We start from the raw sequence: 13,496 nt of genomic DNA, 5'->3' as shown, positions 1-13,496 counted from the left end.
GGAACTGTGTCCGATGACCAACATGAGTGAAAACGAAGTTGGCTATATGATCCATATCAACCGCGACCTGTGCACGTCGTGCGGGTTGTGCGAGGCGTTCTGCCCGGTCAACGTATTCGAAATGAACGACGGCCCGCAAGCCGTGCGACCCGAAGACTGCTGGGGATGCGAGACGTGCGCCGGACAGTGCCCCGTACACGCCATCCGCATCGAGGCATCGTCCGCCGCGAAAGCGGCGTTCGCCGACCGCGAGAAGGCTGCGCCGCTCGATCCCGAGATCAAGGTCCGGTACAAGGAGTGGTCGCGCGTTTTGCGCGACGTGCTCGGGTTGCGCTGGCATCCTGTGGCGATATCGCTCGTCAAGGCGGGCGCGCCGCTTCCCGATGTGCCGATTCCCGAAGAGCGCTTGCGGTTCTGCCAATCGCTCATGGCGGCCCGCCGCGGCCGTTCGCTCATGATGCCCGCGAACCGCCACGCCTGCCCCGACGGCACCTCGATCCTCGGTCTTACGCCTATGCCCGAAAAGCTTGCGAGCGGCGAGCTCTACATCCTGTTCCACAAACTCGATTCGGTCGAGGCGGCCAAGCGCATGGTGCACGAGCGCCCCTGCCTCGAGCCGCGCACCGTGGACGCCACGGTGGTCGCACCGCTCTCGGAGGCGGCGTGCGAGGCGGAGGTCGTGGCAATCGTCGCCCAGCCCGAGCAGATCATGTGGCTCTCGATGGCCACCTCGTACTACACGGGACATCGCCATGATTTCCATGCGAGCGGCTACAACGCCCAGTGCGTCGAAACCACGCTTCTGCCGATGACCACGGGTGAGATCAACATATCATTCGGCTGCTACGGATGCCGGGCGAGCTCGGATGTGGGCGACGACTGCATGATGATGGGAATTCCCGTGGAGCTCATGCCCCAGGTTATCAAGGGCCTCGAAGAACTCGGCAAGAAGGCCATCCCGCAGTCGCGCGACAAGATCTACCTTCCCCCGTTCTAGGATGCGCCATGGAAGAACTGGTGACTATACGAGATGCCGAACGTGACGACTGTCCGATCCTGACGGCGTACTCGGAGCTTGAGGGCATGGGGCCGATCGAAGCGAGCGATACCGTACGCGTGGCGGTGAACGGCGACGGCGATATCGTGGGATTCATCCGGCTCGTGCTCGACGCCGATGGCGTCTGCCACGTGAATCCCGTCGTGGTGTACTCGACGTGGCGGGGTTACGGGGTGGGCCGCCTGTTGATCGAGGACGCACTCGAAAAGTACGGCGAGCTCAGGCTCGTATCGCGTGGGTCGAGCCGCGCGTTCTACGAGGCGCTCGGTTTCGAGCCTGTCGGGTGGGAGACAATCCATCCCCCGATCGCCGCCGAATGCGACGAATGCGAGATGTACGAAGAATGCGCCCCGCTTCCCATGGGGAAAAGGCGCTAGTCCGGCAGGTTTTCCGAAAGCCGGCCGATCGACTGATGCGATCGGCCGGCCGATGCGACGGGTTGGCTCGCTTACCCGAAGAACGTCTGGTTGAGCCAGGGGCCGTACTCGCCGGTCCACATCGATCCGAGCTGGTCGAATATGAGCGCCCAGTCGATCGGCTCGCCGAACAGAAGCTCGAGGTAGTGACGGTTACCGATACCCTGTTCGGGATCGACCCCCAAACAGGCTTGCGCAACCGTATAGGTGCAGGTGGGACAGGCGGTCACAAGCGTATGCGCACCGGTTGCGCGCGCCTCTTCGATAACGCGCCATACCCTGCGGTTCGTGATGTCCTCGTCATAGGTTGCTACGGCGCCGCCCGCTCCGCAGCAAAGCGTCCCCCGGCCATGGTGATCGAGCTCGTGCTGCGAGGCGTCGGGAAGATAGCGTTTCGCCAGCTTGCGGATCGCCCTGCCGTGGCGTCCGTCGGCGCGGTCGTGACAGGAGTCGAAGAACGTGAGGCTCTCTTCTTCGAGCGGCGAGAACCCGCTCGGCTTCCCTGCGGCTTCGAGTTTGCCGCTTCCTTCGAGCAGCACTTCCGGCAAGGGGACGATTTCGATCCCGGTACCTTCGAGATACTCGGAGAACTCGTCTCCGCAACCGGGGCAGACGGTGATCATCCGCGTGATTCCCGCCGCGCGCATCTGGTCGATGACGCGTTGTCTGAGCGCCGCGGCCCGATCGAACAGGCCGGCGCTCATGAGCGGGCTGCCGCAGCATTCGTCGGAGAGCGCCCATGCGATACCGGCATCGGTAAGCCAGTTTCCCACCGCTCGGACGAGATGGGGCGTGTAGCTCACGAGCGAGCAGCCGGGGAAGAACAGGGTGTCGACAGTGCCGGGTCCCGCCTCGGCGGCTTGCGGCAGCGAGACGAACTCCGGGTAGCCGATGCCGTATACGGCCCGATACGCGCTGAAGATATGCCATTCGTTGTCGACCATCACGAGGCGCGAATCATCGGGGGGCATGTAGTTCGCCCGCATGAACAGTTCGCGCCAATCGCGCATTCTGTCGGAGGCGAGCACGTGCGTTTGGCAGGTTGCGGTGCAGTATCCGCAGAAGCAGCAGCGCCTGAGCGCGATGAAGAGCTCGGGGCTCTCCTGCACGAGCTCGATGACCGCTGCGGGCTGATCGTCCAAGGGGAGTGCGGAGATCTGGCGGTAGCGCTCCTCGACGATTCCCACGTCGAGCCCCGGCTGGTCGAGCACCTCGCATCTGGTCGTGCAGCGTTTGCAATGGGAGCAGGTGAGGCGCTTGTTCGCCCAGGCTGCCAACGCGTTGAGGATAGGTGAATCGAGCTGCGCTACGGAAGCGAGCTCCTCGTCCGTCAGTTTTTGCGGCTTCATCTTCGAAAACTCCCGTCTCTCAGGATAGTAAGTGTAGCGCAGTCTGCCCGTTTAACGGGGGAAAACGGGCAGGCGAGCAGAAGCGTCGCCCCGTGGCAGAATCCGCTTCGCCCGGTGCGGCGTGCCATGGTCCTGCGACTCAGAGGCAGGGAAAAAACAGGGGCGGTCTGCCTACCCCGCGCAGCGCGGGGTGTCGGGCAGATCGATGCCGAGGGCGTCTGCGGCATCGGAGCGCAGTTCCTCGAGCGTGAGCTCGTAGCAGGCGAGCGCATCGATCCAGCGGCGCAGACACCGACGGCCCTTGTCGGTCAGCGAGAACATGCGCTTGGCCGATCCCTCTTCGGGAGTATCCCACTTCGAGGTGACGAGCTCGTTTTCCTCCATGCGCTTGAGCGCACGGTAGATGCCGGTCGCGTCGGGCTTCTTTCCGCCGAACATGGGGGATTGGGCTGCGAGCTGCACGATGATGTAGCCGTGCAGCGGTTCATCCGAATTCGCGAGCAGCGTGAGGATGGTCGGCTGGGAAAGGCGGTTGAGCGATTTGCCGAGCTCGGCGCACTCTTTGAGATCGTCGTCGGACTTCGGATTGCAGCTATGCCACATGGTGTTCCTTCCAATTGGATACGATAAGGTTATCATCCCATAAATAGTTGCAAACTGCCAGTATTTACAGCGGAATAATGGGCAATGGGTATTTCATGCGATGCTCATGCGGAAAATCTGCTCGCGGGATGCTCGCACGAGAGCAGAGGTTACGGAAATGCGCGATGCGTTTCCCCGAAACCCGCATCGGAAACCTTGCGAAACCGTCCTCGCCCATAAAAAAGGGCCGTCTTGCGACGGCCCCGAGTATTCCGATGCCGGGGTTTTGNGTTCGAGGCGGCCGTGCGCTGCCAGGGCGGGCTCTTCGGCAAGTGGTTCGAGAAGGGCATTCAGGAAGAGCGCGGGGCCGGCGCGCCGCGCGACAACATTTCGGCGGGTGCCGGCTACTACGAGTGCAAGGACGGCGAGGGCGTCTACCTCTTCACGGCCGGGCAGGGTCCGACGAAAAAGGCGCTCGACTTCTTCGGCCTCGAATACGGTTCGGAGCTGTTCCCCGAAGGCATTCCGTCGGTCGGCATCGATACGCCGGGAGCTCCGGTGTTCGACGGCGCCATCGAAGCGTACTGCGCCGAGCACACGGCGGCCGAGTTCGCCGACGCTATGGCGAAGATCGGCATCCCGTGCTCCGTCGTCATGAACTACGAGATGATGGAGGAGCATCCGCACTATCTCGCCCGCAACACGTGGGTTGAGTGGGATACCGTCGACGGCAAGACGGTCAAGGGGGTTACCTCGGTTCCGCGTTTCAAGAACAATCCGTCGACGATCTGGCGCGGTTGCCCCTCGCAGGGTATGGACAACGACGACATCCTCTCCGAGATCGGTTTCGACGAAAGCGAGATCGCCGAGCTCTACGAGAAGAAGATCATCCGCAAGACGGATTACGTGGGCGGGCTGTGATCAACCTCGTCGACATACTGGACGAATCGGCGCGGGCCCATCCCGATAAGGTTGCCGTGCGCTTCAAGGGGCGGTCCTTCACGTACGCATGCGTGAAGGACCGCGTCGACCGGCTCGCGGGGGCTTTGGCTTCTCGCGGGGTGGAAAAGGGCGACCACATAGCCGTGATCTCGCCCAATTCGAGCACATGCATCGAGCTCGTGTTCGCCTGCGCTCGTCTGGGTGCGGTGTGCGAGCAGTACAACATCCGCCTTTCGGCCCTGAACACCGCTCGCCTGCTCGCGCAGTCCGAGGCCGAGATCGTGTTCTTCGCACCCGCCGCCTATGCGGCCATGCGCGAATGCCTGGGCGAGGTCGGCCGGCCCCTGCAGGCCGTTCTGCTCGAACAGGGCGCCTTCTGCGATGATGCGGTGCTGTTCGAGGATATGATCGCCGAAGCCGAGCCTCGTTTGAGGACGGCCGACGTGGCCGCTTCGGACGATGCCGTCATGCTGTACACGAGCGGTACGACGGGCTTGCCGCGCGGGGTTCTCTTGTCGCACGGCGCGCTTTTGACCCGCATCGAGATCGATGCCCGCGAGCAGCGCTTCGTCCACGACGACGTGCTGCTGTGCGTGCTGCCCCTGTTCCATGTGACGAGCGTCTGCGTGTACGTGACGCTGTTCGTCGGCGGCGAGCTGGTCATCGCCGAATCCCGCAAAGCCCCCGATATCGTGGCCGACATCGAGCGCTACGGCATTACGCGGACGGGGCTGGTTCCGTTCATTATGCGAGGCCTGGTCGATTATGTCGAAGAGAGCGCCGGCGCAGTCGATCTCGACGGGCTTCGCTACATCGTCTACGGCGGCGAGCCCGTAAGCCCCGTGCTGCTCAAGCGATGCAGGCGGTATTTGGGATGCGGGCTCATGCAGGGCTACGGCATGACCGAGACGGCGTCGGCCATCGCCATGTTGACCCCCGAGCAGCACGGCGACGACCGGCTTCTGTCCACCGTCGGCAAAGCGGTCGGCGGCATGGAACTCAAGGTGGTGGACGAATCGGGCAGCCCGTGTCCGAACGGAACGCCGGGCGAGGTGGCGGTCAGAACGAAAACCCTGATGACCGGTTATTACCGCGATGACGAACGCACTGCCGAAGTGGTGCGCGACGGTTGGTACCTTACGGGCGACATAGGATTTCTGGACGACGAGGGATACCTTTCGGTCATCGACCGCAAGAGCAACATGATCATCTCGGGCGGCGAGAACGTCTATCCGATCGAGGTGGCCGATTGCATCAGGAACATGGGCGACGCGGTGCTCGACGTGGCGGTCGTCGGCATCCCCGACGAGCATTGGGGCGAATCCCTGGCCGCCTTCGTGGTCCGGGCGGAAGACTCGCCGCTCAAGGCGGCCGATGTGGTTGCGCACTGCGCCCGCGAACTGGGCGGATACAAGAAGCCGAGCAAGGTCCTCTTCGTCGACGACCTTGCCCGCAACGCCTCGGGGAAGATCCCGAAGACCCATATGGAAGATTTGAAACGACAACTGCTGAAACAGCAACGTGATTAGGGGGCGAACATGGCAGATTTCGATGCGATAGTCGTCGGCGCCGGATGTGCCGGCTCTGTTGCAGCATGCGTCTTGGCCCGCGAGGGCAAGAGCGTGCTTTTGATCGAGCGCGGCGGCGATGCCGGCTCGAAGAACATGACGGGCGGGCGCATCTACACGCACTCGCTCAGACCGGTGTTCCCGGACTTCGAAGACGAGGCTCCGCTCGAGCGCAAGATCACGAAGGAGAGGATATCGCTCGTTACCGAGAGCGAGAACACGACGGTGGAGTTCGCTTCACCCGAGTTGGGACGACCCGAGAACAGCTCGTATTCCGTGCTGCGAGGACCGTTCGATCGTTGGCTCGCTTCCAAGGCGGAAGAGGCGGGAGCGGAGTGCATCTTCGGAATCACCGTCGAGGATCTTGTGTGGGAGGACGGCCGTATCGCGGGTGTCCGCGCGGGGGAGGACGAGATAACCGCCGAGGTGACCATCCTCGCCGACGGCGTCAACTCGCTTCTGACCGAAAAGGCGAAGCTTGCGACCAAGCCGAGCGCACACCAGCTTGCGGTGAGCGTGAAGGAGACCATCGAGCTGCCCGAGGAGGTCATTGCCGATCGGTTCCAGGCTGCGCCGGGGGAAGGCGCGGCTTGGCTGTTCGCCGGCGCTGCGACCCATGGGCATGTGGGCGGCGGTTTTCTGTATACGAACCGCGAGTCGATCTCCATCGGCTTGGTGGCAACGCTTTCCGATCTCTGCACATCGCAGGTGCCGATTTACCAGATGATGGAGGATTTCAAAAACCATCCATCCGTGGCACCCGTGCTGCGCGGCGGCAAGCTCATCGAGTATTCGGGACACCTCATCCCCGAGGGCGGCTACGATATGATTCCGACGCTCTACGCCGACGGGTGCTTGGTCACGGGCGACGCCGGCATGCTCTGCATTAATCTCGGATACCAGGTGCGCGGTATGGACTATGCAGTCGCGTCGGGCGAGATCGCCGCACGGACGGTGCTCGAAGCGCTTGAGGCGGGCGATACCTCGTCGGCGAAGCTCGCGTCGTACCGCGCGAAGCTCGAAAACAGTTTCGTGCTCAAAGATCTGCAGGCGTATCGCAACTTCCCCGCGTTCATGGAAGGTACGCCGCGTATCTTCAACGGTTACCCCGAGATGGCCGCGGGCATCATGAAGTCGATGTTCATCGTGGACGGATCCCCGGTTGAGCCCATCAGGAAGAAGGCGATGGCGCCCGTCAAGCAGATCGGCGTATGGACATTGCTCAAAGACCTGCGGAAGGGAGTGGGTGCGCTATGATCAACGAGATCACGGTCAACGTCGACGAGAAGCTTGCCGTCGACAAGTTCAACGTGGACGAAGCAAACCCGCACATCGTCTTGAAAGCCGACCCCGATGCGAGCGAGTTCGACAAGCTGATCCTTTGCTGCCCGGCGGGGCTCTACAAGCGCGACGCCGACGGCCAGACGAGCTTCGACTACGCGGGATGCCTCGAATGCGGGACCTGCAGGATCCTCTGCGGGGATACCATCATAGAGAAGTGGGAGTATCCCCAAGCGGGAATGGGCGTCTCGTACCGCTACGGGTAGGGCGCACCTGGCAAGGTGCGGCAAAGAAGGCCCGATCGACAAGGTGCTTTAACTCGAGCGGAAGCAAGGTGGACAGGCGATTGCCCGGCCGCTTTTGCGCGAGACGCATCGACTCTGTCGAGGTGCAAAATGCGACCTACCCGCGTAGCTGGTAAGAAGCATGCGCGCGCTGCGCTTTCCAGTCGGACAAAACCGTGCCTTCCGGGCGGCACGCTCCGTCCCGGTGGGTGTTTGTTGCCTGTTCATGTCCTCGTTGGGTGCGATGCGATGCGAACCGAAACACATGCATTGGTAAGCCATACATGGAGCTGTGCGCTGCCCGATGGGGATCTGTTCGTCGATGCGGGCGAAGGATTCTTCGTGAGCACGCCCGAGTTCTGCTTTCTGCAGATGGCAAGCAAGTTGACTTTGGCAAATCTCATTCAACTGGGATTCGAGCTATGCGGCACGTATTCGCTGCGCAAGGACGGGTCCGCAGCTCCCCGCAAAAAACCGCTCACATCATCGGACAAACTGAAGGCGTTCGTTGCGAAGGCGGCGGGCGCACCGGGGTGCAAGAAGGCGGTGCGTGCGTTGCGCTACGTGCTAGACGGCTCCGCTTCGCCGAAGGAGACCGAGCTTGCGATGTATCTTTGCCTGCCGTACGCGCTCGGCGGCTACGGGATCGAGCGACCGCGGCTCAACTACCACATCGATGTTCCGCCGAGCATGAGAAAGTTTTCAAGTAAGAGCTATTGCGTGTGCGATCTGTGCTGGCCCGATGCGAACCTGGTGTTCGAATACGATAGCAAGCTTCATCATTCGGGCGAAGGGCAACGGGCACGTGATTCGAAGCGAAGCAATACGCTTATCTCGCTGGGGTATACGGTTGTTTCGGTAACGAGCATTCAGATCGGTAGCGGCGAAGATGTGAATAAGCTGGCACAGATAGCGGCAAAGTTTACAGGTAAGCGTTTGCGCTACCGCGATCCGGGTTTCACCCGAAAGCATTGGGAGCTGCGCGCCCTGCTGAGCAAACCGCCCATTTGATTCCGGGCTGCTCTTGGACCGAGCGCTATCCGGATTCGCCGTCTGCTCGCATGGTCTTCGTGCGGGACTGCGCTTCGAAGCGCAAGGGCCGCGGCTGTTTGGGCGGGGCAGGGCGAGATGACAACCAGGCGAGGCGGGGCCGTGCGGGATGGCAGCCGGGTGGAAGCGATCGGGGAAGGGTCGTTGTGGGTTCGATCAATCGTCTGTTCGTAGAGGAAGGCCGCCCGCAGGCGGCCTTCCTTGCTTTGCGCCCGAGGGCGCAAAGCAGACGTTGTTTCTCGGANCCGGTGCACTTCTGCGGGATATCGAGCTCCTCGTTGTAGAAGATCGCGCCGTAGGGGCACGCGTCGACGAGCCCGCGCATGCCCTTGGCCTTCCCGGGGTCGACGACGACGAGGCCGTCGTCGCGCTTGTAGACAGCGCCGGGGGCCGCGTCCATGCAGGGTGCGCTGTCGCAGTGCTGGCACATGCGAAGCGTGTAGGAGACCTTCACCTTGGGCACGCTGCCGCGCACCTCCTCCTCGATGCGGCACCAGAACTGGCCCGTGTCGGGCTGGGGCTCGGCGTAGGGCGGCCACGCGTTGTCGACGTGCTCGTCCTTGCAGGCGATCTGGCAGTTGCGGCAGCCGTTGCACTTGGCGTGGTCGTAGACGAATACCTTTCCCATCTCTATGCTCCTTCCACGATGCGCGCCGTCGCGACGAGGCCGCAGTCGGGGTCGTAGTCGCGCCCGAACGCCTCGGGGTACTCCTCGGCGAGCGCGAACACGTCGACCTTCTCGATGTTGACGAGGAAACCGCTCGTTACCTCGCCTACGGTGTTTTTAGACGTTGTGGGGATCGGTGCGATCAGGTTGTTCGCACCACCGCGGTCGAGGCCGCCTTCGCCCATGACGATTGAATCGACGCGTGCGCCGTGATCCTGGTAGATCGCGCCGGGGATGATGCGCTCGGAGACGATGACGCCGCCGAGTACGCCACCGCGCTCGTTGTATATCTTGGCGATGTCGCCCGATTTAAGGCCGAGCTTGCCGGCGTCGATCGGGTTCACCCAGATGGGCTCGTACTTGTAGCCGTCGGGGCCGGTCACCTTGCAGGTTTCGATTTCGCGCAGCCACGTTACGTCGTCATGCTGGGCGTGCACGCGGAAATGCGGGTGGTTCGATACGAGCAGGAACGGATACTGGCGGCCGCGCTCGAGATACTGGCGCTCCTGGTGCAGCGGGCTCTGGTCGATCCAGTGCGGCACCGGGGGACGCTCTTCGTCATCGGGGAACGTGGCGGCGAGGCCTGTCGAGTAGTACTCGAGCTTGCCGGTGGGCGTGCGCAGCGGATGACCCTCGGGATCCTCGTAGAACTCCCTGAGGCCTGCCGGGATTTCCTTCCAATCCTCGCGTGTCGGGAACGGATAGTATCCCTTCTCCTTGAACTCGTCGTACTCGAGATCCTCGGGAACGCCGGAGGTCTTGAACCCGACCTCGATCCACTCCTCGTCGGTCTTGCCGCCGAGATAGCGGTTGTACAGGTCTTCGTAGGCACCGCCGAACTTCTCGAGTGCGCGCGCCACCTCGGCGACGGCTTCCTTGTCGGACTTCGATTCGCCGACGGGCTTGATGGCCTGCTCTTCGTAGAAGATGACGTTCCATTGGCCGGAGTCGTTGTCGGTGCCGATGTCGGCTGTTTCGAACTTGGTGTTCGTGGGCAGGATGATGTCGGCGAAGTAGCAGTCGTTCTCCATCCAGGGATGCTGCACGACGATGCACTCGATGCTCTCGTGGCGCAGGGCGTCCTGCATCGCGTTGCCGCCGTTCCAGCACGTCTCCCAGCACGGGGAGTCCGACCAGACCATGTGCAGGCGGTCGTGTCCTTCGAGCGGGAACGTGAAGGGGCCGGTGAACTGGTCTTCGCGGGGTAGGCCGGCGGAAACGTGGCCGTACCACTGCACGGGCGGATTCGTGATGGCCTCGGGTATCATGGTCTTGGGGATGAAGCTCGGAACCGTGCCGGTAACCCAGCCGCGATAGGCGGCGCCGATGCTCGGGATCGCCGTCGAGGGCGGCAGGGGCGTGACGGTCGGGATGCCGAACAGCGTCCACTCCATGAACTTGAACTGGTTGGCGCCGGGCTTGCCGACACCCTGCATGCCGAGCAGCGCCACTTCGAGGCGGGCGGGCTCGTGCGCGAAGCAGGAGCGGATGTAGGAGCCGCCGTTGCAGTGCGCGNGGTGTGCAGCAGGTAGATGAGCGCGAGCATGAGCGCGAAGGCCGCGAAGAAGCCGAGGTCCATGACGCCGGAGCCGGCGATGGCGCCCGCGAGGAAGGCCGCGCCGCCCGTCGCCTCGACGACGGCGCCCATCGACATGATGGTGCCGCACATGAGCACGATGCCCCACGGCACGGAGTCCTGGAACTCGCGCCAGGTGAGCAGGCTCATGCCGGGCAGGAACATGACCGTGAGGCCGATGAGCGCGACGACGGTCGCGTTGAGGACCGGCACCCAGTTGCCCGCGATCCACAGCACCAGCAGGCCGACGATGACGACGAGGGCCTTGACCTCGTGGGGCTCGACCTTGGTGGCCGAGGCGGCCTGGTCGCGGATGCCCTGCAGCGCCGAGTCGGCGATGGGCTCGGGCTTGATGAGCTGGGTGATGAAGAACCACGTGATCGGCGTCATGACGATCACGACGGGCAGCGCCACGACGACCCAGTCCAGAAACGAGACCGAGGTGCCGGTGGCCTGCTGCAGGATGTTCATGGCCACGACGTTGAACGAGGAGCCCGCGGGGGTGGCCATGCCGCCGGTGACCGCGGCGATCGGGATGCCGATCATGAGGCAGCGCCCGAGGTTGGACTGCAGGGGCTTGGCCCCGGTGGCCTTGAGGATCGTAAGCGCGAAGCCGAGGAACAGCACCGTGCAGGGCACGTCGGACATGACGGTGGACACGAGGGTCGTGGCGATCATGAAGCCGAGGACGAGCTTGCGCGAGCTCGTGCCGGTCCAGCCGATGATCATGTTGATCAGGCGCACGCCCCAGTTGGTCTTGAGCATGATGACGGGCAGCGAGAACACCGCGATGATGAAGAAGAGCGCGGGGCTCGCGAAGCCCTTGATCGCGTCGCCGAGGCTCGGGACGATCCCGAGCACGGGGCACATGACGATGATGAACAGGGCCGTGACGCCGAGCGGCAGGGCCGAGGTGACCCACAGCGACACGAGCGCGAGCATGAGCCCGAGGGTCTTGACGCCCTCGGCCGAGAGCTGCTCGGAGCCCGGTATGAGCAGCGAGGCCACGATGCAGAGCGCCGCGAGCCCGATGCCGACCAGGCGCTTCGACATGGGAACGTTGGTGTTTTCCATTTGGCTTGTACCTCCTTGTGTTTAAACAGACATTGATTCGAACCGAATGATGTCGTCGTACCTCCTTATCTTTATTCCCCTTTTCCTGAGTTATGCTTTGGGATCTTCACGAGTGCGCCGCATACGGCGCAGACCGCAATGATTGCCGCGGTGATGTAGAACGCAAGCGTGCAGGTCCCGGTTGCGTCGAAGATGGCCCCGCTCATGACGGGAAGCGTCGAGGCGACCACCGTGGTGATCATGATGCCGGTGCCGAGGTTCTTCGAGAACGAAGACGCTCCGAAGTAGTTCGCCATCGCTGTCGGGAATACGGCGTTCACGCCGCCGAATCCGAAGCCCACGCAGACGTAGAACGCGTACACCATGATGGTGTTCTGCGCTGCTGCACCGGCTATGACGCCGATGAACAGTACCACGGTCGAGCCGACGATGAGCCTGATGGGCTCGATGCGGTCGGACACCATGCCCAAAAGCATTTTGCCCACAAGGCTGACGCCTCCCATGATGGCGACGCCGCCCACGATAAGGCCGTGATCGAACCCGAGCGAGGTGAAGTGGATCACTCCCTGCGCCGTCGACAGCGTGTAGGCGGCGAATCCCCCCGTAGCAGCGAGGGAGATCAGCCAGAAGTACTTGTTCCTGATCACGTCTTTGAAGGCGATTTGGGCGGTGTTCTTATACACCTTGAATCGCTTGCCCTCGCCGGCAAGCGAACCCGCATCGGCTGCGCCGTCGGGGTACTGGCCGATGTCGGCGGGCTTGTTCTTGACGAACAGCAGCGCGACGGGAATGAGGATGATGCTCAGGGCGACCAGCAGATACCAGCCTCCGCGCCATCCGCCGCCCGTTGCGTCGACGATGGCGTTGACGACCGGGGGTCCGATGAACGACGCGCTCGCGCCGATGACCATCATGGCCGTCATGGCCATGCCTCGCCGCGCGATGAACCAATCGCCGATGGTGCTTTGGACCGCGAGCTGCCCGACCATCATGGTTGCGGCGCTCGTCACGATACCGAATGCGATGAAATAGGCGATCGGCGAAGACACGAAGAATATCAGCGCGAGCATCGCGACGAGCATGAGCACCGCTCCCGACACCATGCTGAACCGCGCCCCTTTGCGGGAGATGAGTCCGCCGACCAAGGGGGCCGAAAGACCCTGTACGAGCACGAACAGCGAGAATCCCGTTCCGAGAATCGTCGCGTTCATTCCGAGCGACTGGTCTTCGAGCATCAGCGGATTGACGATCGTGGCGGTCGGCAGCACGATTCCCGACGAACAGAAATACATGAAACCGAGGACGACGATCAGCACGTATCCGTAAAACAGCTTCTTGGGCTTAGCGCCTTGCTTTTGACCGGGCGCTTCGGCGGCGGCTTCGATGCCCGCTACCTCCTGTGGTGCAATGTCGCTCATGCGTTACTCCATACTCATATAGTGCGGTCTTCGCCCGGGAAACCGGGTCGGGCAACCCGGACGAAGATCATATCGATTGCGATTGTCGGNAGCCCGAGGGTCTTGACGCCCTCGGCCGAGAGCTGCTCGGAGCCCGGTATGAGCAGCGAGGCCACGATGCAGAGCGCCGCGAGCCCGATGCCGACCAGGCGCTTCGACATGGGAACGTTGGTGTTTTCCATTTGGCTTGTAC

At 62.8% G+C, this 13,496-nt stretch carries 12 protein-coding genes and 1 pseudogene; 7 read left to right on the top strand and 6 right to left on the bottom strand.

Features of this window, described 5'->3' with window-relative positions:
- Positions 1–13: 13 nt before the first annotated feature.
- Together C1722_RS07765 and C1722_RS07760 are read left to right on the top strand one after the other, a co-directional pair.
- The gene (locus C1722_RS07765; protein ID WP_180995088.1) at positions 14–997 is read left to right on the top strand and encodes a DUF169 domain-containing protein; all 984 of its coding nucleotides are present in this window, start codon (positions 14–16) and stop codon (positions 995–997) included.
- Positions 998–1,005: 8 nt separating this feature from the next.
- Positions 1,006–1,434: a GNAT family N-acetyltransferase gene (locus C1722_RS07760; protein ID WP_180995087.1), complete on the top strand. Its 429-nt coding sequence runs from the start codon at positions 1,006–1,008 to the stop codon at positions 1,432–1,434.
- Positions 1,435–1,505: 71 nt separating this feature from the next.
- Here the strand turns inward: C1722_RS07760 and C1722_RS07755 are convergent, their stop codons facing one another.
- Entirely contained in the window at positions 1,506–2,822 is a 1,317-nt protein-coding gene (locus C1722_RS07755) for a (Fe-S)-binding protein (RefSeq protein WP_102378720.1), read from the bottom strand.
- Positions 2,823–2,993: 171 nt separating this feature from the next.
- Positions 2,994–3,425, bottom strand: coding sequence for a PadR family transcriptional regulator (locus C1722_RS07750; protein WP_180995086.1), 432 nt, complete (start codon positions 3,423–3,425; stop codon positions 2,994–2,996).
- 282 nt (positions 3,426–3,707) lie between these two features.
- On the opposite strand from C1722_RS07750, the gene C1722_RS07745 reads away from it, so the two are divergent.
- The 5 genes from C1722_RS07745 (at position 3,708) to C1722_RS07725 (ending at position 8,490) form a co-directional block, all read left to right on the top strand.
- Positions 3,708–4,325 carry a CoA transferase gene (locus C1722_RS07745; protein ID WP_244902489.1) on the top strand — a complete coding sequence of 206 codons (618 nt, stop codon included), beginning with the start codon at positions 3,708–3,710 and terminating at the stop codon, positions 4,323–4,325.
- Positions 4,322–5,875, top strand: coding sequence for a class I adenylate-forming enzyme family protein (locus tag C1722_RS07740; protein ID WP_102378718.1), 1,554 nt, complete (start codon positions 4,322–4,324; stop codon positions 5,873–5,875). Before C1722_RS07745 ends, C1722_RS07740 begins: the two co-directional genes overlap by 4 nt.
- 9 nt (positions 5,876–5,884) lie before the next feature.
- Positions 5,885–7,171 carry an FAD-dependent oxidoreductase gene (locus C1722_RS07735; protein ID WP_102378717.1) on the top strand — a complete coding sequence of 429 codons (1,287 nt, stop codon included), beginning with the start codon at positions 5,885–5,887 and terminating at the stop codon, positions 7,169–7,171.
- Positions 7,168–7,461: a ferredoxin family protein gene (locus C1722_RS07730; RefSeq protein ID WP_102378716.1), complete on the top strand. Its 294-nt coding sequence runs from the start codon at positions 7,168–7,170 to the stop codon at positions 7,459–7,461. Before C1722_RS07735 ends, C1722_RS07730 begins: the two co-directional genes overlap by 4 nt.
- Before the next feature lie 267 nt (positions 7,462–7,728).
- Positions 7,729–8,490, top strand: a complete 762-nt coding sequence (locus tag C1722_RS07725) for an endonuclease domain-containing protein (protein WP_244902488.1) — start codon at positions 7,729–7,731, stop codon at positions 8,488–8,490.
- A 25-nt stretch (positions 8,491–8,515) separates the two neighbouring features.
- Here the strand turns inward: C1722_RS07725 and C1722_RS17385 are convergent, their stop codons facing one another.
- From C1722_RS17385 to C1722_RS07705, 4 genes and pseudogenes are all read right to left on the bottom strand, one after another.
- A complete protein-coding gene (locus tag C1722_RS17385; protein WP_102378715.1) occupies positions 8,516–9,157 on the bottom strand; it encodes a 4Fe-4S dicluster domain-containing protein in 642 nt (213 codons plus the stop codon).
- 2 nt (positions 9,158–9,159) lie between these two features.
- A complete protein-coding gene (locus C1722_RS07715) occupies positions 9,160–10,632 on the bottom strand; it encodes a molybdopterin dinucleotide binding domain-containing protein (protein WP_425319347.1) in 1,473 nt (490 codons plus the stop codon).
- A gap of 98 nt (positions 10,633–10,730) precedes the next feature.
- A pseudogene (locus C1722_RS07710) lies at positions 10,731–11,825 on the bottom strand (SLC13 family permease); the annotation flags it as partial.
- 92 nt (positions 11,826–11,917) lie between these two features.
- Complete coding sequence (locus C1722_RS07705) at positions 11,918–13,264, bottom strand: MFS transporter (protein WP_102378714.1); 1,347 nt, start codon at positions 13,262–13,264, stop codon at positions 11,918–11,920.
- Positions 13,265–13,496: the final 232 nt, after the last annotated feature.

This window comes from Raoultibacter timonensis (assembly GCF_900240215.1).
GTDB classification, from domain to species: Bacteria; Actinomycetota; Coriobacteriia; order Coriobacteriales; family Eggerthellaceae; genus Raoultibacter; species Raoultibacter timonensis.
The sequence above is the reverse complement of the archived record's forward strand: the minus strand, read 5'-3'. Positions and strand labels throughout refer to the sequence as shown.